Here is a 23824-nt window from a genome sequence, read left to right on the forward strand (position 1 = left end):
ATTGCTCTAAGAACGAAAAAAACTAAGAAAAAGTGCTTAACTACTAAAAAACAAAACGGTAGGTAGCTTTAAGCAAAAAGATATTTTGTGGTGTTTGGCCAAAAACATTGTTGTCCAAGTCGTCTAGTAGACCAGCCATTGGGTCACCAGACCTAGATACATCTTGAGACCAAACCAAGAAAATCTCGGAACCAGGAATATACTCCCAGCGTAATACCAAATTAGACCTAAATTGTACAAAAGAAAAATCAGGATTACCAAAACTAAAATCGGTAGTACCGTCTAAATCCGTATCCACTTGGTAGGTATCATCTACCAAATTAATTTGCTGCGGTGTGTAAGCTTCAAATCTATTTTCAAAAGTATCGGCAACAGGATTGGTAACATTTTTAAAACTAGCATATCTCCCTCTAGAAATAAAAGGTTGTCCCCAATATTGTATGGTTAAGTTAGGGTTAATAGTATAATTTAAACGAAAAGACATGCTTAAAGTTCGTTGTTCTATTGCCCCATTTAGATATACTGTTTCGCCCCCCACTTCTAAATTATCTACAAACTGTAATTTATCATTATTTATTTGGTAAGAAGGATAAGCGGAAATACGTAAAGCATTTATAGGTTGATAGGTAAAGCCCGCTTCTACGTAGTAGGTATTAAGTGAATTATCGAACGCTTTGCGTCCATTATGAAATACGTTGAAACGAATTTTTTTTCTGTTATCCGTATTTATACCATTCCAGAAACTCACCCATGGAGAACGTTTTAACCTTGGACCACCTCTAAGTGCAAAGTTAGAATACTGTATGGGAGCATAGTTAAAACCTACGTTTGAAAACCAATTCCCTTTCCAGTTTTGCCAACTATTGGTATTGAACTGCAAATAATTATGATTGCCCCCAAAATCCCATGCAGACCAATGGTTGTAATTGATACCCACACGCCTAAAAGTACTATCTGGTTTTAACGTTTGATAACCAATCCACGTATAATGCCTAATATCGTCTGATTCTCTTTGAAACCCAATATCATTTAATTCCAATTCAGGGGAGCGCCACGTGCCGCCTGTTTCAAATTTCCAATGGCCGTTACCTACTTTCCCTAACTGAATATTCCCCGCGGTTCCGGTTAATGATGTTCTATTTTCATCTACCTCTAAATGGTCTGCACCAACTCGCTGAAACAAATGCCTAATGGTTTGTTGCGTATTGAGAATGGCTTCCTCGCTTCCTTTTACATGGCTAAAAACAACATTACCGCCAACATACCAATCCCTATTATTCCATTGATGTTTAAAATCTAGTGCTCCCGTATATGCCGAAGTGTGCAAAAAGTTTAAACTTTCTGGTAAATCTGCACGGTTGGTAGCGGTAAAAATACCACCCACATAAGAATTGCGCTCGTTAAAATCTTTTTGTAAACGCCCTACAAAATAATTGGTAAGTGGCTCTACTATCTCCTTTCTTCTATCCCCATTCGCATCTATCGTGGCAAATCTTTTTGCCGTTACGCTTTCTAAAACACCAATAGCCCAACCATCTTTTGTTTTACCACTAAATTTGGCCGCACCTATAATTGGTGTTTTATCTGGCACATTGGCAAATTCACCATCTCCTACATCTGGAAAACCATGTGGTGTTCTACCAATACGTCTAGAGTAAAAAACGTTATCAGAACCAAAAGTGTTACCTGCCTCAGAATTGGAAACCCGAAAGTCAAAGATGTTTTTGTTTTCTACAAAAAACGGACGCTGCTCTTGAAAGAATATCTGAAAACCGTCTAAAGCAATGGCAGATGGGTCTGCTTCTACTTGACCAAAATCTGGATTTACGGTTAAATCCAATGTTAAATCGTTAGTAACTCCAATTTTAGCATCTAGACCAACGGTAATATTGGTATCGTCTCCATCTCTAAACGGATTCCCCTCTTCTGCTTCGTAGGTTTCACCTTTAGCAACGGTGTAAGGCTGTATTTCTAGCTGTTTTTGAGGCTCAAGATTTTTTAATCCATGAAGTTCGCCAAACTCACTTACCCAACCCGGCTGGTCCACAGGTTTTCGTTGCCATAAAGAACGTTCTTCTCCCCTAAAATAACGTCTTGTGGATTGGAGGCCCCATACCTGATCTGGTGCATCTCCAAATTTAAGCTGACTCAAAGGTATTTTTATTTCTGCGGTCCAACCTTCATCATCCACGTTGGTTTTAGTGTACCAAATAGGATTCCAACTCGCATCCCAATTATTACCATTATTCGAAATAAATTCGTCCCCCTTTACCCCTGCAGCGGTTACCGTAAAAGAAAAAGCGGTACGTTTATCATGGTAACTATCTATATTAAACTCTACCCAGTCTCCATCAAAACCATCTCGTCTAGACAAGCGTTTTACAATTTTATCGGGCTCATCGTCTAAACAACGAACACCTATGTAGAGGTATTTGGCATCGTAAATAATCTTAAACTTGGTTTGGTGGCTTGGGGGTGTATTTTCATCTGGTTGATTTTCGATATAATCCGTAGCCCATTCTACAACACCCCAGATGCCCTCATCTAAAACACCATCTATATTAGGTGGGGTTTCTATTGGTTTGGTAACATATATTTTTTTTGTAACTATAGTCTGCTGCAAACTGTCTTTCCTACTTATTGGTGCTTCTTCTTGTTGCTGCGCAAAAGCATGACTGCAGACAAGTGCTGCCAATACAGCACTTTTGAAGTAATTTATCACGTTGTTCGTTTTTTGATTGATGTACCAACAAAGACCCGTTCTGTTTTTGATTGTTACAGCATTTGTAATTCTTTAAGTTTTATTTAACATTAGAACAATTATATCAAACTAAAAAGCTTAGTTTTGTGCGCTTAAAAAATAATTACCTACAAGCATTTGTAATTCAATCTAATAATTGTACATTTGCAGCCCGTTATTTGGGAAGGAATTGAAAACTAATACGATTTCATAGAAGTGGATACATTAAGTTACAAAACAATATCTGCCAATAAGGCCACAGTTAATAAGGAGTGGTTACTGGTAGATGCAGAAGGAGAAACCTTGGGAAGGTTGGCCTCTAAAGTTGCCAAAATCCTTAGAGGAAAGCATAAGACCAACTTTACTCCCCATGTGGACTGTGGAGATAATGTTATTGTTGTTAATGCTGAAAAGATACAATTAACAGGAAACAAGTGGGCTGAAAAAACTTACTTGCGTTACACAGGCTACCCTGGCGGACAACGCTCTACCAGTGCTAGCGAGTTGTTAGAGAAATACCCTGAGCGTTTGATTGAGAAATCTGTAAAAGGGATGCTACCAAAAAACAAATTAGGTGCAGAGTTATTCCGTAACCTAAAAGTATATGCAGGTGCTGAGCACAACCAAGAAGCACAAAAGCCAAGAGCAATTAATTTAAATGAATTCAACTAATGGAGGTAATTCATAAAATAGGAAGAAGAAAGACTGCTGTTGCACGTGTTTACCTTTCTGAGGGTAAGGGCGACATCACAGTAAACAAAAAATCTTTAGAAGAATACTTTACTACTGCTCCATTGCAGTATAAAGTTAAGCAGCCATTTACTTTAACTGAAACCGTAGATACTTACGATGTTAAAGTTAACGTATACGGCGGTGGTATTACTGGACAAGCAGAAGCTATAAGATTAGCTTTGTCTAGAGCTATGTGCGAAATCAATGAAGAAAATCGTACAGTTCTAAAACCAGAAGGCTTACTAACTCGTGACCCAAGAATGGTAGAGCGTAAGAAATTTGGTCAGAAGAAAGCTCGTAAGAAATTCCAGTTCTCTAAACGTTAATATTTCAAGCACGGGAAACCGTGCTTTTTATATACAGTTCATTGAAAATCCCGAGGTTTACCCTTCGGGTATAATTTTATAAAAAACAAAAGTTGTCGTTGTTCCAAAAGGAAAAACAGCTTTTTGGAAATTAGTTTAGCATCTAAATGTGTAGGGCGAAGTATAAATACAGACCACCTAAACATTGCTATCTCAACGGAACGTAAACTAAGAAAACAAAAAATGGCAAACATTGAAGTAAAAGACCTTTTAGAGGCAGGTGTACATTTTGGACACCTTACAAGAAAGTGGAATCCAAACATGGCTCCTTACATCTACATGGAGCGTAACGGTATCCACGTTATCAATCTTTACAAAACTGCTGCTAAATTAGATGAGGCGCAAGAAGCTCTTAAGAAGATAGCCGCTTCTGGCCGTAAGATTCTTTTTGTAGCGACTAAAAAACAAGCAAAAGACATTGTTGCAGACAAAGTATCTGCTGTAAACATGCCATACATCACAGAAAGATGGCCAGGTGGTATGTTAACCAACTTTGTTACTATCCGTAAAGCTGTTAAGAAAATGGCTTCTATTGATAGAATGAAGAAGGATGGTACTTTCAACACTTTATCTAAAAAAGAACGTTTACAAGTAGACCGTTTAAGAGCAAAATTAGACAAGAACTTGGGTTCTATTTCTGACATGACTCGTTTACCTGGGGCTATTTTCATCGTAGATACAATGCGTGAGCACATCGCCGTTAAAGAAGCTTTGAAATTGAACATTCCAATCTTTGCAATGGTTGATACGAACTCTGACCCAAGACCAATTGATTACATCATCCCTGCTAATGACGATGCTGGTAAATCTATTGAAATCATTTTATCAGAAGTAACAAAATCTATCGCAGAAGGTTTAGCTGAGCGCAAGGCAGAAAAGCAAACCTCTAAAGAAGATGCTCCTGCTAAAGAAGGAAAAAAAGCTAAAGCTACAAAAGCTGGTGACGATTTAACTAAAGTAGAAGGTGTAGGCCCTAAAGCTGCAGAAGCTTTAGTTGCTGCTGGCATAGCTACTTATGCTGATTTGGCAAAAGCTGAGCCTGCCCAAATTAAAACCATCCTTACAGATGCAAGCCCAAGATTAGCTCATTTAGAGCCAGCTTCTTGGCCTAAACAAGCGCAAATGGCTGCAGATGGCAAGTGGGACGAGCTTAAGGCATGGCAAGATAGCGTATCTGGAGGTATAGAAGACTCAGAAGAGTAATTTAACATTGTCCTAAAACAAAACACAAAGTTTGTGTTTTACTTTACACATAATATTCAAAAACGAAACACATGGCAAAGATTACAGCCGCTGAAGTAAATAAATTAAGAAAAGCCACAGGTGCAGGCATGATGGACTGCAAAAAGGCATTAGTAGAAGCAGAAGGTGATTTTGACAAAGCAATTGAAATCCTTAGAAAAAAAGGACAAAAAGTTGCTGCCAAAAGAGCAGACAGAGAGTCTTCTGAAGGTGCTGCTATTGCAAAAGTTAATGATGCAAAAACAAGTGGTGTTGTTATCTCTTTGAACTGTGAAACTGATTTCGTTGCTAAAAACGATGGTTTCGTAGACTTGGCTAACCAATTGGCAGAATTGGCATTAGGTTACGATTCTAAAGATGCTTTCCTTGCCGCAGATTTTAACGGTACAAGCGTTGCAGATAAATTAACTGAGCAAACAGGTGTTATTGGTGAGAAAATAGAAATCGGTAGTTTTGAGAAATTAGACGCTGCCTTTGTAGGTTCTTACATCCATGCTGGGAACAAGATTGCTACTTTAGTTGGCTTGTCTAAAAATGTCGATGGTGCGGAAGAAGCAGCTAAAGATGTAGCTATGCAAGCTGCTGCAATGAATCCGGTTGCCTTAAATGAAGATGGTGTTGATCAATCTATCATAGACAAAGAAATAGAAATTGCTAAAGACCAGTTGCGTCAAGAAGGCAAACCAGAAGCAATGTTAGATAATATCGCTAAAGGTAAATTAAATCGTTTCTTTAAAGACAACACCTTGGTTAACCAAGCATTCATTAAAGACAACAAGCAGAGCGTTGCAGATTACGTAAAATCTGTAGATGCAGACTTAACTGTTACTGACTTTAAAAGAGTTGCTTTAGGTTAATAATTACCTATAAAACACATACAAAAGCCTTGGATTGTTCCAAGGCTTTTTTTTGACCTAAATTCTAGGCGAAACACAATAATAATTTTGATTATTTTTGTTCGGATTTTAAAAACCTGTCCATGCAATACAAAAGAATTTTATTAAAGTTAAGCGGTGAAGCCCTCATGGGAGAGCAGAACTATGGAATAGATGCTAAACGCTTAAAAGAGTATGCAGAGGACATAAAAGCTGTTATAGCTAAAGGCGTAGAAGTTGCAATTGTAATTGGCGGAGGCAACATTTTTAGAGGCCTTAAAGGTGCAAGTGAAGGGATGGATCGCGTTCAAGGAGACCACATGGGTATGCTTGCCACTGTAATTAATGGTCTTGCTCTGCAAAGCGCCTTAGAAATTGCGGGTGTAGAAACTCGTTTACAATCTGCTGTTAAAATTAATGAAGTTGCCGAACCTTTTATTCGCAGAAGAGCCATGAGACACTTAGAAAAAGGTCGTGTCGTTATTTTTGGCGGAGGCACTGGCAATCCTTATTTTACCACCGATTCTGCCGCAGTTCTTAGAGCTATTGAAATAAAGGCTGATGTGATTCTAAAAGGAACAAGAGTAGATGGCATATATACTGCCGATCCAGAAAAAGATAAAACCGCTACTAAATTTGATACACTTTCTTTTAACGAGGTTCTTGCCAAAGGACTTAAGGTAATGGACACTACCGCTTTTACATTAAGCCAAGAAAATGAACTACCTATTGTAGTTTTTGATATGAACACGAGAGGAAATTTAATGAAAATTGTTTCCGGAGAAAATATTGGCACCGTAGTAAATAACTAATTTGGTATTAAAGTTGCAAGCCACTTGCTAAAATATATAAATATGAACGAGGAGATTACATTTATTCTAGACAGCACTAAAGAAGGTATGGATGCTGCTATAGCACACTTAGAAAAATCATTAGTAAAAATTAGAGCTGGCAAAGCAAGCCCAGCAATGCTTTCTTCTGTTATGGTAGAATATTATGGATCTATGACTCCATTATCTCAAGTTTCTAACGTAAACACCCCTGACGGTAGAACCATTTCTGTACAACCGTGGGAAAAAAACTTATTGGGAGAAATTGAGAAAGCCATTATGAATGCCAACCTTGGTTTTAACCCTATGAATAATGGTGAAAATATTATTATAAATGTACCTCCTTTAACGGAAGAGCGTAGAAAGGAATTGGCAAAACAAGCTAAGGCAGAAGCAGAAGACGCCAAAGTTGGTATACGAAGCGCTAGACAAGAGGCCAATAAAGAATTAAAAAAGCTAGATATTTCTGAAGACTTATTGGCCAATGCAGAGGTAGACGTTCAAGAACTCACCGATACGTACATAAAGAAAATAGAAGGTATCCTAACCGTAAAAGAGGCAGAAATAATGAAGGTTTAACTTAGGTTAAAACCTTTGCTTCTATAGGCAGCTTACATTACTATTTTCTACCTTTGCCGCTGATTTAGAAAAGCATGGTAAAAAGGATAACGGAAGGATTTTGGTCCGCAGTAGCAAGATTAATACTTCGTAATAGAATTTTAATTTTAATTGCTATCGTTGGGACAACCATTTTTCTTGGTACGCAATGGAAAAATATGCGGTTTTCTAATACAGAAGCCAGCGTTTTACCAGACGACCATCCAGAGACATTACAATATAACGAATTTGTTTCTATTTTTGGCCAAGAGGATAATGCCATCGTAGTTGCGGTTCAAGATTCAGCCCTGTTTACTCCCACTTTTTTTAATAGGTGGAATAAATTAAGTAAACAATTTCAAGCCATTCCGGAAGTTAGCTCAGTAGTTTCCACACAAAATTTACAAGAATTAGTAAAGGACACTACTACTTCTCAGTTTACGCTAAAACCTTTATTTAAAAATCCACCTAAAACTCAAAAGGAAGTAGACCGTATAAAAACGCATTTATTTGAACAAATGCCTTTTTATCAAAACCTTCTTTTTAACAAGGAAACTGGCACCGTACGCTCCGTTATTTATTTAGACAAAGAAATTCTAAATACAAATGTCCGTAATGAGTTTATCCTATCCGATTTAGAAAATTTAGTAACCAATTTTGAGAATGAGACGGGAATGGACATTAAAGTCTCTGGGATGCCTTATATTAAAACATGGAATTCCAAAATAATTATAGATGAAATTGGTAATTTTATTCTTGCTGCGTTATTAGTTACCTCTATTATTTTCTTTTTCTTTTTTAGAAGCTTCCGCGCCACTTTTATATCTATGTTCGTGGTTGTGATTGGGGTTATGTGGGCTTTTGGTATTCTTGGTCTGTTAAAGTATGAAATTACCATACTAACCGCACTGATTCCCCCACTAATTATTGTAATTGGTATCCCCAACTGTATATTTTTAATTAATAAATACCAACAAGAGGTAAAAAAGCACGGCAATCAAGCTAAATCGTTACAACGTGTTATCTCTAAAATTGGTAACGCCACCCTAATGACCAATGTCACTACGGCACTTGGTTTTGCAACGTTCATCATTTTGGATAGCGATTTACTTAAAGAGTTTGGTATTGTGGCTTCTATAAATATCATTTCTATTTTTTTGCTTTCGTTGATGATTATTCCAATCATTTATAGCTTTATGGCTATACCGCAAGAGAAACATTTAAAACACTTAAATAAAAAGTGGATAGATAAATTTGTAGGTTGGATGGAAAAAGTGGTGCGCCACCATAGAATAGCAGTTTACTTTACCGCTGTAGCTGTTTTAGTGGTGAGCATTATCGGTATTTATCAAATAGAAATTACGGGAAGTAGAATAGAAGATTTACCCAAAGAAGCTAATTTCTTCAAAGACATTCGGTTTTTTGAACAAGAATTTAAAGGTGTAATGCCAGTAGAAGTGGTGGTCGACACCAAAAAGAAGAACGGCGTACTAAAACTGGCCAACCTTCGCCGTATGGATAAGATTGCTAATGAAATAGAAGAAATTCCAGAATTATCTACTCCAGTTTCTGTGGTCAACTTAGCCAAGTATTCCAAACAAGCTTTTTACAATGGCATACCAAAATACTATCAACTGCCAACTTCCCAAGAAAACACCTTTATTCTAGACATGGCCAAAAACTCTTCTGGAAATGCAAATTTGTTGGAAAGTTTTGTAGATAGTACCGGGCAAGTAGCTAGGATGACCACTTTTATGCGCGATGTTAAGACGCCACGCATGGAAGAAATTGAGCAAGACTTGCTCCAATCCATAGCCAAAATATTCCCTTCAGAGCGTTTTAATGTGTACATTACAGGAAAAGCAATTCTGTTTTTAAAGGGCACCAAATATCTTATTAAAAACCTACTTATTTCCCTAGCCTTAGCCATTGGTTTAATTTCCATTTTTATGGCGTATTTATTCCGCTCGTTTAGAATGATATTGATTTCGCTAGTTCCTAACTTGCTGCCCTTGGTAATTACGGCAGGACTAATGGGATATTTAGGCATTCCCATAAAACCTTCTACTATCTTAATTTTTAGTATTGCCTTTGGTATTTCCGTGGATGACACCATCCACTTTCTGGCCAAGTATAGGCAAGAATTAGTCGCCAATAAATGGCAAATAAAGAAATCTGTGTACAACGCCTTAAGAGAAACCGGCGTAAGCATGTTTTACACTTCTATTGTTTTATTCTTTGGGTTTTCAGTTTTTATCATTTCTAGTTTTGGAGGTACACAGGCCATGGGCGGCTTAGTGTCGGCCACCTTACTTTTTGCAATGTTGGCTAATTTAATCTTATTACCTTCTTTGCTATTGAGTTTGGAGCGTAACATTGCCAATAAAAAGACCTTAAAGAAACCGCAAATTAGGGTGCTACCGTTACCAGACGATGAGAATGAACAAGCTTAGAATTTTCTAGGCTTTTCTCCTTTTGAATTTTACTAAAAAACTATCTTTGAAGCTTAAATTAATTTAGGATTATGGCTCGATTATCAGTACGTGAACTATTGAACACAGAACCTGCATCACAAGATGTACAAATTGAAGGATGGGTAAGAACTTTTAGAAGCAATAGGTTTATAGCACTAAATGATGGTTCTACCATTAACAATATACAGTGTGTGGTAGATTTCGAAAATTTTGATGAAGAACTGATAAAATCGATTACCACAGGCTCTGCGGTAAGGGTAAAAGGAGAACTTGTAGAGAGTCAAGGTAGAGGACAAAGAGTAGAAATTCAAGTAAAAGATATCTTTGTGCACGGTTCTGCAGATCCTGAAACCTATCCCATTCAACCTAAAAAACATTCTCTAGAATTTTTAAGAGAAAAGGCTCATTTACGTGTGCGCACCAACACTTTTTCTGCTGTAATGCGTTTACGCTCTGCCTTGTCTTTTGCCATACATAGCTATTTTCAGCAAAATGGTTTTTACTACATGCACTCCCCTATTATCACAGGTTCTGATGCAGAAGGTGCGGGAGAGATGTTCCGTGTAACTACTTTAGATGCCAAAAATCCACCAGTAACAGAAGAGGGCAATGTGGATTACAAAGAAGACTTTTTTGGTAAAGAAACCAACCTAACCGTATCCGGTCAATTAGAAGCAGAAGCATACGCAATGGGTCTTGGTAAGGTATATACTTTTGGACCTACATTCCGTGCAGAAAACTCCAATACTTCTAGACACCTAGCAGAGTTTTGGATGATAGAGCCAGAAATGGCATTTTACGATTTAGATGCCAACATGGACTTAGCCGAGGACTTTATTAAATGGGTTATCAGCTATGTTTTAGAAAACTGTGAAGACGACTTAAAATTCTTAGAACAACGTTTATTAGACGAAGAAAAGAGTAAGCCACAAGCAGAGCGCAGCGAAATGGCTTTAATAGAAAAACTAAAGTTTGTTGCGGAGAATAATTTTAAACGAGTTTCTTACACAGAAGCCATAGATATTCTTAGAAACAGCAAACCTAACAAAAAGAAAAAATTCGATTATATCATTGAAGAATGGGGTGCTGACTTGCAAAGTGAGCACGAAAGGTATTTGGTAGAAAAACACTTTAAATGCCCCGTAATTTTGTTTGATTATCCTGCAAATATCAAAGCTTTTTACATGCGTTTAAATGAAGATGGTAAAACGGTTAGAGCTATGGATGTTTTATTCCCAGGCATCGGTGAAATAGTGGGTGGTGCGCAAAGAGAAGAGCGTTTAGACGTACTAAAAGAAAAAATGGCTAAACTAGGTATTGAAGAAGAAGAGCTATGGTGGTATTTAGAGTTACGTAAATTTGGCACCGCCATCCACAGTGGTTTTGGTCTTGGATTTGAACGTTTAGTATTATTTGTTACCGGTATGGGGAACATAAGAGACGTGATTCCTTTTCCTAGGACTCCACAAAATGCTGAATTTTAAGTCTAATTCTTTATTTTTATAAGTAAAGGAACGCATATTTATGTTAAAACAGCATCTACAGTTTAAACTTTCTCAGAAGCTATCTCCACAGCAAATTCAGTTAATGAAACTGATACAATTGCCCACGCAAGCTTTTGAACAACGGTTAAAACAAGAGCTAGAAGAAAATCCTGCCTTAGAAAGTGGCAAGGAAGAAAGTGGCGAGCTTTCTGATGGGTTTGAAGATAGTTATGATGATACCCAAGATAGTGAAACTATTGCTGCTGAAGACATTAATATAGATGACTACTTAAGTGATGATGAAGTACCAGATTACCGCACCCAAACCAGTAATTATAGCGCAGATGATGATGAGAAAAGCATACCTTATGCAGCAGGCACATCTTTTACCCAATACCTTCTAAATCAGTTAAGCACCGTATATTTAAACGACCAAGAATGGGCCATTGCTGAATTTTTAGTAGGCAGCGTCGATGAGAGCGGATACATTCGCAGACCACTCACGGATATTATTGACGATTTAGCCTTTACTCAAAACATTTATACGGACGAAGCTACGGTAGAAAATGTTTTGAAAACAGTACAGTCCTTAGATCCTCCTGGAGTCGCAGCAAGATCATTGGACGAATGTTTGGTTTTACAATTGAAACGAAAAGAACAGACACCAGACGTACAACTAGCCATATCCATAATAGAAAAATCTTTTGAGCAGTTTTCCAAGAAGCATTATAAAAAGTTAATCACTAAGCATAGCGTAACCGAAGAAGAACTTAAAGAAGCTATCAGTGAAATTGAACGCTTGAATCCAAAGCCCGGCGGTTCTTACGCAGGCAATACTCGTATCGTTGAGCACGTTGTACCAGATTTTAGTATAAGAATAGTAGATGGTGAATTGGAACTAAGTTTAAATGGGAGAAATGCCCCAGAACTGCATGTTTCCAAAGAATACACCCATATGCTAGAAGGCTATAAAAATGCGAAAGAAAAAAGTAAAAGTCAAAAAGACACAGTGCTTTTTATTAAGCAAAAACTGGATGCTGCTAAATGGTTTATAGACGCTATAAAACAAAGGCAACAAACGCTTTTTGTGACGATGAGTGCCATAATGAATTACCAGCAAGAATATTTTATTACTGGGGACGAAAGGAAACTTAGACCCATGATTTTAAAAGATATTGCAGATGAAATAGAAATGGATGTCTCTACCGTTTCTAGAGTTGCTAATAGCAAATATGTAGATACACCTTACGGCACCAAACTAATTAAAGAATTCTTTTCTGAGTCCATGAAAAATGAACAAGGAGAAGATGTATCAACCAAAGAAATCAAAAAAATATTAGAGACGGTTATAAAAGAAGAAGACAAAAAGAAACCATTGACCGATGACAAACTAGCCAAAATACTCAAAGAAAAAGGCTATCCCATAGCTAGACGTACCGTAGCTAAATACAGAGAACAATTAGGATTACCTGTGGCAAGACTTAGAAAGGAAATTTAGATGCAGGTTTTACTCCGCTTTATTTCTTACCTTTTTCATCCTTTATTTATACCAATAGGTGGCACAGTGGCCTATTTCTTAGTAACTCCTAAGTTCAATTCACTAGAGTTACAAAGCGGTAATATTTTGCCCATTTTTATTCTCACTGTTATCATACCCATAATTTTCTACTTTATTCTTAGAAATATGGGACTCATTAAAACCATTTTTGCAGACACCTTAGCCGAGCGCAAATATCCGTTGTATTTGAGCATGATAATTTACCTAATGATTTTATATAAGGTAATACCTCTTAATTATATAAACGAGCTATATTACTTTTTTGTAGGGCTTCTTATCGGCTCTTTTGCTACTCTAATTATGTTATTTTTTAAAGTAAAGTCTAGCATACATATGCTCGGTATGGGAAGTATTTTAGCCTACCTTATTGGCTTAAGCATACACTTTGAAATAAATATTACCTTAGCCATCTCTTTACTAACCTTATTTTGCGGAATGGTGGCAACTTCTAGATTGTATATGAAGGCCCATACACCTACAGAACTTATACTGGGTTTTTTGTTGGGCAGCTGTGCCCAGCTTTTTACCTATAAATATTGGTTATAAAATATAAAACGAAAGCCCGACCCTTAAAGGTTTTACGGTAATTGGCTGGCCTTCTAAGATGGCATTACCATCTAACAAATTACTTAACGCATAATACACGTGTAGATTCCATGTATTATAACCAAAGTTTAAATTTAAACCATATTGCCATTGCCTAACATTAGGATTGTAAAAGACGCTCTTACCTTCTTCAAAAACCGCTTTTGACCGCGTAGCAAATAAATAACTTGCTTTTATACCCGTATAGACACGCCAAAACTTGTATTCCGTAGCTGTGGAAGAACGCCATCTAAGTTCCAATGGAAATTCAACACCGTAAGTTTCCAATTTACTGCGTTTTAAATTGTCTGTTGCATCAATTGAATAGGTAATAAAATTATTTCCATTATCAACAGCTACAATGTTGCTATAGTACGAATTGGTACTTATACCAGTACCCAGACCTAACCCAAAATTACGTCTATTATTTAAAGGGAAATCTCTAATAAACGCCATTTGAACCCCATAGGAAAGGTTAGACTGTACCACGCCAGAGGGTTTATCTTGTAGTAAATTATACCAAACTGCAACGTTAAATTGATCCTCTCGATATTTAGTATCAGCTACAGCTTCATTTGCAATTTGAGCCTCTAACCCAACTACCGTAAACATTAAAATTAAAAAACTAGTAATTCTATACATACCATTTAATATGACATAAAAGTACAGAAGAATAGCTACAATATATAATAACCCTAGGACAGTGATTTTAATTTATATGAGAACTCTTCTTTATTGGTATCATTATTTTAAAAGGAAACTCAGCACTAATACCTCCACAAACATAGACCTAATACTTCACTAACAAAACTTTTATTATATCATGTAAACCCTTACTGCATTATCTTTAGAAACTTAATTTGTATGAAAAAAATCACTGAATGTTAATACAAGCACAATTTATAAAGCGTTTTATACCAAACAAAAAAGCATCCCACTTGGGATGCTTTTTATATTAACTTAACTACTTATTAATTTAAATTATTGAAGGCGTCTCCTTCATAAGTAGTGTAATTCACTTTAAGTGCATTCACTTTTCTAAGCTCCTGCTTTATATCAGAGATAAGCCCCATATTGGCTTCCTTATCTACCTTTAAAGCAGTAGTTAGTACATTCTGTAATTCTTGTGGCTTTTTTGCACGCTCAGCTAGAATATAGTCCCCAACCTCATTTACATTCGCAAACTTATCATTAAGCTGAATTTTAGGCTCCGTACCGTAAACACTTTGGTATTCCTGTGTTGGCTTACCCACAAAAATGTATATAATACGATCCTTTTTTTCTAACTTTTTAATCTCTGATGCGTTAGGTAAGGTATTTTGTACCAACAAAGAGCTGTCCTTCATTGTTGTTACCGTCATAAAGAAGAATAACAACATAAAAACGATATCTGGTAAAGAAGCGGTAGAAACCGCTGGTACATCACCATCTTTTTTCTTAGCAAACTTAGACATTTACAATAATTTTATTAGTTACTAGATGTCTCTGCCTCGGACAATTTCTGTGGAAACAAATCCTGGATACGGGTCACCTTTTCCTTAAGGTCATCTTTTACAGATTCAGGAGTTTCTGGATTCAAAAACTCAGATTCCATATCTGTAAAATCTCTACCGAATAAGCGCTGTGCCTCTCTATTTCGTAAATCGTTGTAAGCTCCTACCAATTCATTCTGAACTGTTATATACGTGCTGTACTTTGTTTCACGATCATTCTTTAGAGAAATAATTGCTTTTGTTGGATTATCAGAAGAGGTTGGGTCTTTTTTACCTTTACAGTAATTGCAAGAACCATCTCCGCCATTCTCCAAAAAGGCAATTGCAGCTTCACGTAAATCTTTAAGTTCCATCAAATTGTCTTCTACCAACATTTGACCGTTCCTATTTACACTTACGGTAAAGATATTCTTCTGCTTTATCACCACATCAGTATCTGGCGGATCAATTGGCGGCAACATTCTATCCAAACCTGCATCTGTTTCTATAGTAGTAGTTACTAAGAAAAAGATAAGTAGTAAGAATGCAATATCCGCCATGGAACCGGCATTAACCTCTGGTGCTCCTTTTCTTCTTGGCATAATATTACTTTTTTATCTTCCGATTAACTTCTTTACCCCAGGAATAATCATAAGCAATACAGCAACGGCAGTCATACCAAAGAATACGTTTAATAACATACCAATAGTTTTAACCGTACCCGCTGTAGGCTCAATATCTTTTCCTTTAAAAGTCTCTACCACCGTTTGCGCTTCATCACCGCTAGACAAAGCGTAGCCAATGATGAATAATACAGCCAAACCACCAATAGAGAAAAGTGCCTTTTTAAGACCACCTGGTGTGGTCACCATTTTCTTAAGTCCCCAAAACACAGCTAGAACAGTAGCAACAGCTAGCAATAACCATGTAAGAGCAAACATTAAGCTTATACCTGCACTATTGATTGCCTCTGGATCCGCTGGATCTGGCATCATGAAGAAGCTAGCTATTGCCGCTACCACACCGATGACAATCAATACGTATTTTATTATTTTATGCATAACTCTCGATAAATTAATTATTGTTAATGATTACTTTTTATGGGCAGCCAACATATCAATCAAAGAGATTGAAGAGTCTTCCATGTCATTTACAATACTATCGATTTTAGCAATGATGTAGTTGTAGAAAATTTGAAGGATAATTGCAGTAATCAAACCGAATACTGTAGTTAAAAGTGCCACCTGGATGTCCCCAGCAATTAAAGAAGCACTTAAGTTACCTACTGCAGCAATTTTCTGGAATGCAGCAATCATACCAATTACGGTACCCATGAACCCAAGCATAGGAGCAATAGCGATAAATAAAGACAACCAAGAAACATTTTTCTCTAATTGACCCATTTGTACACCACCGTAAGCAACCACCGCTTTCTCTGCAGATTCTAAACCTTCACCAACTCTATCTAAACCTTGGTAGTAAATAGAAGCAACAGGTCCTTTTGTGTTACGACAAACTTCTTTTGCAGCCTCTACACCGCCAGAAGCTAATGCATCTTCTACTTGTTGCTTTAATTTAGCCGAGTTTGTGGTAGCTAGGTTTAAGTAAATGATACGCTCAATAGCTACCGCTAAACCTAATATTAAACATAATAATACGATACCCATAAAAACTGGCCCACCTTGAATGAACTGCTCTTTCAACACTTGGGTAAAAGGTTTGCTAGCCTCTGCAGCTGCCTCATCTTGCAACAACGCTGCTGAAGCTGTTGTTGTACTTAAAATAAACATTCCAGCAGTAGCCAGAGAAAAGGATATTTTTTTCATTGTGTCCAAACTTAAATTTAGTTAGTTAATAATGTTAAAGATATAAAAATTTCGTAATTAAAAAATTTAATTACCCAGCAGAGAGGAAGGGATTCGAACCCTCGATACACTTTTGGTGTATACACACTTTCCAGGCGTGCGCCTTCGACCACTCGGCCACCTCTCTATAGTCCCTTATTTAGGGCGACCAATAAACGAAAAATTTATTAACTACTAAAATTTGTCGAGTTAATTTTGGGACATCTCACCCCGTATTGGCGTCTCAAAAATTGATTTAAACAAATCTTTATCTACATTTTGCCCAAGCAAGTACATTGCCTTAGCAATTGCAGACTCCGTAGTAATATCCTTACCGCTAATTAGTTGTAATTGTTTTAAAGATTCACTCGTCTCATATTGACCCATGACCACGCCGCCACCAGCACACTGTGTTACATTAATAATATGTAAACCGAGTTTCTTAGCATTTTTTAACACTTTTATAAACCAATCGTCCGTCATCGCATTCCCCGCACCATAGGTTTCTAAAATTAAAACCCGTAATCCATCGGTATGTATTATTGCTTCAAATAAACTTTTTGTAATTCCTGGAAAAATTTTTAGCACAGCTACATTTCTATCTAATTGCTTATGCACTTTAATTTTTCGCTTAGATTTTGGTCTGTAAAGAAAAGAAGATTGAGCCTTTAGGTGCACTCCTGACTCCATTAAAGGAGGATAGTTAGGTGACGTGAATGCTTCAAAATGTTCTGCATTCATTTTTATGGTTCTGTTACCTCTGTATAATTTATATTCAAAATACAAACTCACTTCTTGTATCAATGGCTCACCGTCTTGCCATAATGATGCAATTTGTATCGCAGTTATTAGATTCTCCTTTGCATCCGTACGTAAATCTCCTATAGGTAATTGCGAACCTGTTAATATTACTGGCTTTGCCAAATGCTCTAGCATAAAGCTTAATGCAGAAGCTGTATAACTCATAGTGTCACTCCCATGCAACACCACAAAACCATCATGCTCGTTGTACCCTTCTTCTATAATAGTTGCAATGTTTACCCAATATGCGGGATTCATATTAGAAGAGTCGATGGGCTTTTCAAAAGAAACCGAATTAATTTCGCAATCAATCTGATTTAATTCTGGTATGCGTTGTAAGAGCTGATCAAAATTAAACGCCTTTAATGCACCTGTTTCATAATCTTTAACCATACCAATAGTACCGCCGGTGTAAATCAGTAATATCCTTGCTCTTTTTCCCATTATACGCCAAATATCTCTTTTGAGTTTGCTGTAGTGGCATTTGCTATCTCTAAAACATTTATATTATAGAGGTCTGCTAATTTTTCTGCTACCTTAAGCAAATAGGCACTTTCATTTCTTTTACCTCTATAAGGTGTAGGCGCCAAATAGGGAGCATCTGTTTCTAAAACAATATGCTTTAAATCTATATCTGCTAGAAATTGATCTATTTTACCATTTTTAAAAGTCACAACTCCACCTATGCCTAGTTTTAATCCATAACCAATTGCTTTTTCTGCTTGTGCCTTTGTACCCGTAAAGCAATGAAATATTCCAAACAGATTTTCTCCTTTCTCTTCCTCTAAAATTTCAAAAACCTCGTCAAAAGCATCTCTGCAGTGGATAACAATAGGGAGTTGGTACTTTTTCGCTAAGTGTATCTGTTGCCTAAATGCATTTTGTTGTTCCTTTAAAAAAGTTTTGTCCCAATACAAATCAATACCAATTTCCCCTATAGCATAAAACTTTCTATCTATTAATTGCTGCTCCACATGTGCCAACTCCTCCAAATAATTTTCTTTTACATGTGTAGGGTGTAAACCTGCCATTAAAAAAATATGTTCTGGATACGATTGCTCTAACTTATACATAGCATCTGTATAAGAAGCATCTATTGCGGGTATAAAAAAGCGTTCTACTCCAGCTTCCATAGCACGTTGCATCATTTCAGCTCTATCTTCATCAAAAGCTTCACTATATAAATGAGTATGGGTATCTGTTAAAATCATGGGGCAAAAATAGCCTTATCTTTATACCTTTTATAAAGGATGAGCTTGAAAAAATTTTTAAAGGCGAAAAACTACGATCGTATTCCCCTTTCGTTTACCGAAACCAATCATTTTGTACTTGCTGCGGAAATCAATGGTATTACTGGTCGATTTATTCTAGACACTGGTGCTTCTAACACCTGTCTCGGTATTGCCAAGGCGGAATATTTTAAACTAATATCTGAAGAAAGTGATATAAAGGCTGCCGGCGCAGGTAGCACAGAAATGGAAACGTTAAAAAGCACAAAAAACGCGATAGCAATTGGCAAATGGACCTATAACAAACAAGACTTCGTACTTTTTGATATGAGCCACGTTAACCAAGCGCTTTTAAACCATAATGCCCTTCCCGTGGATGGCATTATTGGTGCAGACATCCTAAAAAAGGGAAGGGCAATTATAGATTATGACAAAAAATGTCTTTATCTAAAAAAACGAAAGTAACTTATAACTCTAACGCTTTTTTCACATTATTATCCATTAATAGTTCTGCAGGATTTTCTAATGCTTCTTTAACAGCTACTAAGAAACCAACAGATTCTTTACCATCTATAATTCTATGGTCGTAAGATAGTGCCACATACATAATTGGAGCAATTGCAATACCACCATCTCTAACAATAGGTCTTTCTACAATATTATGCATCCCTAAGATTGCACTTTGAGGTGGATTAATTATTGGTGTAGATAGCATAGAACCAAACACTCCCCCATTTGTAATTGTAAACGTACCACCAGTCATTTCATCTACAGTAATCTCTCCTTCTCTTGCACGTATTGCTAAGCGTTTAACTTCTGATTCCACCCCTCTAAAAGTTAAGTTCTCTGCATTACGAATTACAGGCACCATTAATCCTTTTGGACCAGAAACCGCAATACTTACATCACAGAAATCATAAGAAATCATTTCCTTACCATCTATCATAGAATTTACTGCCGGATACATCTTAAGTGCACGCACACAAGCTAAGGTAAAGAAAGACATAAATCCTAAACCTACGCCATGCTTGCTCTTGAACTCCTCTTTGTATTGCTTACGCAAGTCAAAAATTGGAGTCATATCTACTTCGTTAAAAGTAGTCAGCATAGCCGTTTCGTTCTTCACAGAAACCAAACGTTCTGCTACTTTTCTTCTTAACATAGAAAGTTTAGAACGGGTTTCTCCTCTACTGCCACCAGAAGGTGTACCCATAGAAGGCTTTGCATTCAGAGCATCTTCTTTGGTAATTCTACCATCTCTACCAGAACCTTTAATTTCATTAGCAGCAATGCCTTTTTCGTTCAAAATTTTCTTTGCCGCAGGAGAAGCAGTACCCGTAGCATAGGTTTCTTGCTTCGGTTCTTCTTTTTTAGGCGCTTCGGCCTTTGGAGCTTCTTCTTTTTTCTCTTCTTTTTTAGGAGCTGCATCGCCACCTTCTGGCTTGGCTGCACTAGTATCTATTAAACATACTACTTCTCCTACCGCTACAGCATCACCAACCTCTGCTTTAAGGGTAATAATACCACTTTCTTCTGCTGGCAATTCTAAGGTTGCCTTATCAGAATCCACTTCTGCTATAGCTTGGTCTTTTTCCACATAATCTCCGTCTTCTACCAACCACTCGGCAATTTCTACCTCTGTAATGGACTCTCCAGGAGACGGAACTTTCATTTCTAGAATCATAATTATGCTACTTTATATTGTCTTTTCTACCTATTGAAATTATCTTTTGTTTTATCGAACACGTAGTCTATCACCTCTGCATGTCTTCTGTGCGAGCGTACAGAACTACCTGCTGCGGGGGCACCATAGAACCTTCTAGAAGCTACTCTGAATGATTTAGCTTCATCTAAATGCATCAATAAATGACCCCAAGCCCCCATGTTTCTTGGTTCTTCTTGCGCCCAAACCACTTCTTCTGCATCTTTATATTTTGCTAAGACTTCACGAATTTGTGTAGCTGGCAATGGGAATAATTGCTCTAATCTCACTAATGCGACGTCAGTTCTATCCAACTCTTCGCGCTTAGCTAACAAATCATAATAGAATTTACCCGTACAGAACACTAGAGACTTAACGTTTTTAGCCTGCACCTCTTGATCATCTATCAATTCTTGGAACGTTCCGTTTGCTAATTCTTCCTTAGTAGAAACCACCTTAGGATGCCTTAACAAACTTTTTGGGGTAAATACAACTAATGGCTTTCTAAACCCTACCTTCATTTGTCTTCTAAACAGATGAAACAGGTTAGCTGGCGTGGTAACATCTGCCACATACATATTATCCTTAGCACATAATTGCAAGTACCTTTCCATACGTGCAGAAGAATGCTCTGCTCCTTGCCCCTCGTAACCGTGCGGCAATAACAAAACCAATCCGTTTTGCATTTTCCATTTGTCTTCTGCAGCAGATAAATACTGATCAATAACAATTTGAGCACCATTACTAAAGTCTCCAAACTGCGCCTCCCAAATGGTCAAAGTTTTTGGACTTGCCATGGCGTAACCATAATCAAAGCCCATCACTGCATATTCTGATAAAAGGGAATTATATATGTCTAGATGTCCGTTTTGATGCTCTCCTAGCTCATTCAACAAGACCACTTCTTCTTCGTGCATTTCTGTTTTAACAACCGCATGCCTGTGAGAAAAAGTACCCCTTTCTACATCTTGACCGGTCATCCGCACATCGTACCCTTCTTCTAATAAGGAAGCATATGCCAAAAGTTCTCCCATGGCCCAGTCTAACTTATTATCTTCAAAGTACATTTTCTTGCGACCTTCTATTAATCTCACAATCTTACGCAAGAACTTTTTATCTGTGGGCAGTTGTGTAATTACCGTTGCCAAAGCATCCATCTTTTCCAAACTATACGTAGTATCGTACTTGGAAAGCATTTCATTCTCAGTTACACGTTGAAAACCTTCCCACTCATCTTGCATAAAAGGAGTGATTACAGTTTTCTCTATTTTACGAGAATCTAATAGGTCTTCTTCTAGACTCTTTTTATATTCTTCTTCTAAGCCCTTAACATAGTCCTCGTCTATAACACCCTCTGCCAATAATTTAGCAGCGTAAATATCTCTAGGATTGTCGTGCTTAGATATTGCTTTATACAATAATGGTTGCGTAAATTTAGGCTCATCGCCTTCATTATGTCCGTATTTTCTATATCCTAACAAGTCTAAGAAAATATCTCTCTTGTAACGCATACGATATTCCAAGGCAAAGGTAGCTGCATGCACCACAGCCTCTACATCATCTGCATTAACATGCAATACTGGCGATAACGTTACTTTAGCAACATCTGTACAATAGGTAGATGAACGAGCATCTAAATAATTTGTAGTAAAACCTATTTGATTGTTCACCACAATATGAATGGTACCTGCGGTAGCATACCCATCTAGTTTTGCCATTTGTATGGTTTCATACACCACACCTTGACCTGCGAAAGCCGCATCACCATGCACCAAAATTGGCAACACCTCTGAAGCATTTTCTTTATGGTCTTTGTCTTGTTTTGCTCTAGTAATTCCCTCCACTACGCTGTTCACCGTCTCTAAGTGCGATGGGTTTGGAGCAATATTCATATTTACCACCTTACCGGTATCTGTCTCCCTTCTAGAAGTCCAACCCAAGTGGTATTTTACATCACCGTCAAAAATGGCTTCTTCATAATCTTTGCCATCAAATTCACTAAAAATATCCTTTGGCGACTTACCAAAAATATTTGTTAACACATTTAATCTACCACGGTGAGCCATACCCATTACAAACTGCTTAACACCAGCGTCTGCAGCTTTTTCTATAATGACATCCAAAGCTGGTATTAACGATTCTCCACCTTCTAGAGAAAAACGTTTCTGGCCTACATATTTAGTATGTAAAAAATTCTCAAAAGATATTGCCTGATTCAGCTTTCTAAGAATACTTTTCTTTTGATCTGCAGAGAATTTAGGATGATTGTCATTTACATTTAACCAGTCTTGTATCCACTGTATACGTTCTGGTGTACGGATGTACATGTATTCCACACCAATAGCATCACAGTAGATACGTTCTAAGTGCCCAACAATATCTTTTAAAGCACTGGGACCAATACCTAAGATGCTACCGGCATCAAAAACCGTATCTAAGTCTGCATTAGACAACCCAAAGTTTTCTAATGCCAAAGTAGGCTCGTACTTTCTTCTTTCCCTAACCGGATTTGTTTTTGTAAACAAGTGACCACGAGAACGGTAACCGTCTATGAGGCGAATAACTTGAAATTCTTTCTGAAGCGATTGAGGCACTTGCATGGTTCTGCCATTAACAATAGCAGAAACCCCATCTGTACTTGTTTGTATATCCAAATCTTCTAGTGCACTTTCCATACCAAAATCGAAGCCTTGAAAAAAGGCTCGCCAACTTGGTTCTACACTATCTGGATTGGAAACGTATTTATCGTAAAGCTCCGCAAAAAAAGCAGTATGCGCAGCATTTAAAAAGGAATATTTGTCCATTTTGAGATTTCCCGAGTTCTTTCGTAAAAATTATGACAAAAATACAATAATTGGCAAACCTAACACACGATTACCGCTGCCGTTATTTTAATTTTTTCATAAATATCAAAAATCCATCATTATGTTGAATATTTTTTTCGTAACCAAATCTTTTTAAACATTCGCCTTAACAACACATCAGAAATTTCATCTGCAACTTCTACTACGCCTTGCGCCTTGATTTCCTGCAACTTACGCTCCTCTATATCCATAACGTATAATAAATTGAGTAATGATGGATAATCTTCCATCAATAAAAAAAAGACTTTTTCCTTAACCAATCTTTTTAATGATTTCACAGACATTTCTTCGTTCGCCTTAAAATCAATTCTAGCCAACCCAAAATCTTTTTGCAGTTGCTGCACCAAAGCAGGATACCATCCTTTGCCCCTTGCTAGTTGCAGCACCTCTACCCCACTTTTCCCTTCTATGTCCACAAAATAAGCGCTAG

Annotated in this window: 22 protein-coding genes and 1 tRNA gene; 11 read left to right on the forward strand and 12 right to left on the reverse strand. The window is 37.1% G+C overall.

Features of this window, described 5'->3' with window-relative positions; translation table 11 throughout:
- Window positions 1–43: 43 nt before the first annotated feature.
- Window positions 44–2719 carry a carbohydrate binding family 9 domain-containing protein gene (locus HCO57_RS06650; RefSeq protein WP_167988679.1) on the reverse strand — a complete coding sequence of 892 codons (2676 nt, stop codon included), beginning with the start codon at window positions 2717–2719 and terminating at the stop codon, window positions 44–46.
- Window positions 2720–2956: 237 nt separating this feature from the next.
- On the opposite strand from HCO57_RS06650, the gene rplM reads away from it, so the two are divergent.
- From rplM to HCO57_RS06700, 10 genes are all read left to right on the forward strand, one after another.
- Window positions 2957–3412: a 50S ribosomal protein L13 gene (rplM, locus tag HCO57_RS06655; protein WP_136949446.1), complete on the forward strand. Its 456-nt coding sequence runs from the start codon at window positions 2957–2959 to the stop codon at window positions 3410–3412.
- Entirely contained in the window at window positions 3412–3798 is a 387-nt protein-coding gene (gene rpsI / locus HCO57_RS06660) for a 30S ribosomal protein S9 (protein ID WP_136949445.1), read from the forward strand. Before rplM ends, rpsI begins: the two co-directional genes overlap by 1 nt.
- Before the next feature lie 222 nt (window positions 3799–4020).
- A complete protein-coding gene (rpsB, locus tag HCO57_RS06665) occupies window positions 4021–5040 on the forward strand; it encodes a 30S ribosomal protein S2 (RefSeq protein ID WP_167988370.1) in 1020 nt (339 codons plus the stop codon).
- Between the two features lie 71 nt (window positions 5041–5111).
- Entirely contained in the window at window positions 5112–5936 is an 825-nt protein-coding gene (tsf, locus tag HCO57_RS06670; protein ID WP_136949443.1) for a translation elongation factor Ts, read from the forward strand.
- Between the two features lie 122 nt (window positions 5937–6058).
- Entirely contained in the window at window positions 6059–6766 is a 708-nt protein-coding gene (gene pyrH / locus HCO57_RS06675) for a UMP kinase (RefSeq protein WP_136949442.1), read from the forward strand.
- Window positions 6767–6808: 42 nt separating this feature from the next.
- Complete coding sequence (gene frr, locus HCO57_RS06680; protein WP_167988371.1) at window positions 6809–7363, forward strand: ribosome recycling factor; 555 nt, start codon at window positions 6809–6811, stop codon at window positions 7361–7363.
- Between the two features lie 74 nt (window positions 7364–7437).
- Window positions 7438–9834, forward strand: a complete 2397-nt coding sequence (locus HCO57_RS06685) for an efflux RND transporter permease subunit (RefSeq protein WP_167988372.1) — start codon at window positions 7438–7440, stop codon at window positions 9832–9834.
- Between the two features lie 71 nt (window positions 9835–9905).
- Entirely contained in the window at window positions 9906–11339 is a 1434-nt protein-coding gene (gene asnS, locus HCO57_RS06690; protein WP_167988373.1) for an asparagine--tRNA ligase, read from the forward strand.
- Between the two features lie 40 nt (window positions 11340–11379).
- On the forward strand, window positions 11380–12837 hold the full coding sequence (gene rpoN, locus HCO57_RS06695) for an RNA polymerase factor sigma-54 (protein ID WP_136949438.1): 1458 nt from the start codon (window positions 11380–11382) through the stop codon (window positions 12835–12837).
- A complete protein-coding gene (locus HCO57_RS06700; protein ID WP_136949437.1) occupies window positions 12838–13443 on the forward strand; it encodes a hypothetical protein in 606 nt (201 codons plus the stop codon).
- On the opposite strand, the gene HCO57_RS06705 is transcribed toward HCO57_RS06700, so the two are convergent.
- The 8 genes from HCO57_RS06705 to HCO57_RS06740 all read right to left on the reverse strand — a co-directional run bounded on the left by HCO57_RS06705 (window position 13438) and on the right by HCO57_RS06740 (window position 18810).
- Window positions 13438–14124 carry a porin family protein gene (locus HCO57_RS06705; protein ID WP_167988374.1) on the reverse strand — a complete coding sequence of 229 codons (687 nt, stop codon included), beginning with the start codon at window positions 14122–14124 and terminating at the stop codon, window positions 13438–13440. The genes HCO57_RS06700 and HCO57_RS06705 overlap by 6 nt on opposite strands.
- A 329-nt stretch (window positions 14125–14453) precedes the next feature.
- Window positions 14454–14936, reverse strand: coding sequence for an ExbD/TolR family protein (locus HCO57_RS06710; protein WP_136949435.1), 483 nt, complete (start codon window positions 14934–14936; stop codon window positions 14454–14456).
- A 14-nt stretch (window positions 14937–14950) separates the two neighbouring features.
- The gene (locus HCO57_RS06715) at window positions 14951–15556 is read right to left on the reverse strand and encodes an ExbD/TolR family protein (protein ID WP_167988375.1); all 606 of its coding nucleotides are present in this window, start codon (window positions 15554–15556) and stop codon (window positions 14951–14953) included.
- A gap of 12 nt (window positions 15557–15568) precedes the next feature.
- Entirely contained in the window at window positions 15569–16015 is a 447-nt protein-coding gene (locus tag HCO57_RS06720) for a hypothetical protein (protein ID WP_167988376.1), read from the reverse strand.
- A gap of 30 nt (window positions 16016–16045) precedes the next feature.
- Window positions 16046–16780, reverse strand: coding sequence for a MotA/TolQ/ExbB proton channel family protein (locus HCO57_RS06725; RefSeq protein ID WP_167988377.1), 735 nt, complete (start codon window positions 16778–16780; stop codon window positions 16046–16048).
- Between the two features lie 78 nt (window positions 16781–16858).
- Window positions 16859–16946: transfer RNA gene (locus HCO57_RS06730), tRNA-Ser, on the reverse strand.
- Window positions 16947–17008: 62 nt separating this feature from the next.
- Window positions 17009–18043 carry an asparaginase gene (locus HCO57_RS06735; RefSeq protein ID WP_167988378.1) on the reverse strand — a complete coding sequence of 345 codons (1035 nt, stop codon included), beginning with the start codon at window positions 18041–18043 and terminating at the stop codon, window positions 17009–17011.
- The gene (locus tag HCO57_RS06740; protein WP_167988379.1) at window positions 18043–18810 is read right to left on the reverse strand and encodes a TatD family hydrolase; all 768 of its coding nucleotides are present in this window, start codon (window positions 18808–18810) and stop codon (window positions 18043–18045) included. Before HCO57_RS06740 ends, HCO57_RS06735 begins: the two co-directional genes overlap by 1 nt.
- Window positions 18811–18849: 39 nt before the next feature.
- On the opposite strand from HCO57_RS06740, the gene HCO57_RS06745 reads away from it, so the two are divergent.
- Window positions 18850–19293: a retropepsin-like aspartic protease gene (locus HCO57_RS06745; protein WP_167988380.1), complete on the forward strand. Its 444-nt coding sequence runs from the start codon at window positions 18850–18852 to the stop codon at window positions 19291–19293.
- 1 nt (window position 19294) lies between these two features.
- Here HCO57_RS06745 and odhB read toward each other — a convergent pair whose 3' ends face one another.
- The 3 genes from odhB to HCO57_RS06760 all read right to left on the reverse strand — a co-directional run bounded on the left by odhB (window position 19295) and on the right by HCO57_RS06760 (window position 23810).
- Complete coding sequence (gene odhB, locus HCO57_RS06750) at window positions 19295–20512, reverse strand: 2-oxoglutarate dehydrogenase complex dihydrolipoyllysine-residue succinyltransferase (RefSeq protein ID WP_136949428.1); 1218 nt, start codon at window positions 20510–20512, stop codon at window positions 19295–19297.
- A gap of 26 nt (window positions 20513–20538) precedes the next feature.
- Window positions 20539–23334 (reverse strand): 2-oxoglutarate dehydrogenase E1 component, encoded by a 2796-nt coding sequence (locus tag HCO57_RS06755; protein ID WP_167988381.1) that lies wholly within the window; start codon window positions 23332–23334, stop codon window positions 20539–20541.
- Window positions 23335–23453: 119 nt separating this feature from the next.
- Entirely contained in the window at window positions 23454–23810 is a 357-nt protein-coding gene (locus HCO57_RS06760; protein WP_167988382.1) for a hypothetical protein, read from the reverse strand.
- Window positions 23811–23824 lie beyond the last annotated feature (14 nt).

This window comes from Croceivirga sp. JEA036 (assembly GCF_011882165.1).
Taxonomy (GTDB): Bacteria; Bacteroidota; Bacteroidia; order Flavobacteriales; family Flavobacteriaceae; genus Croceivirga.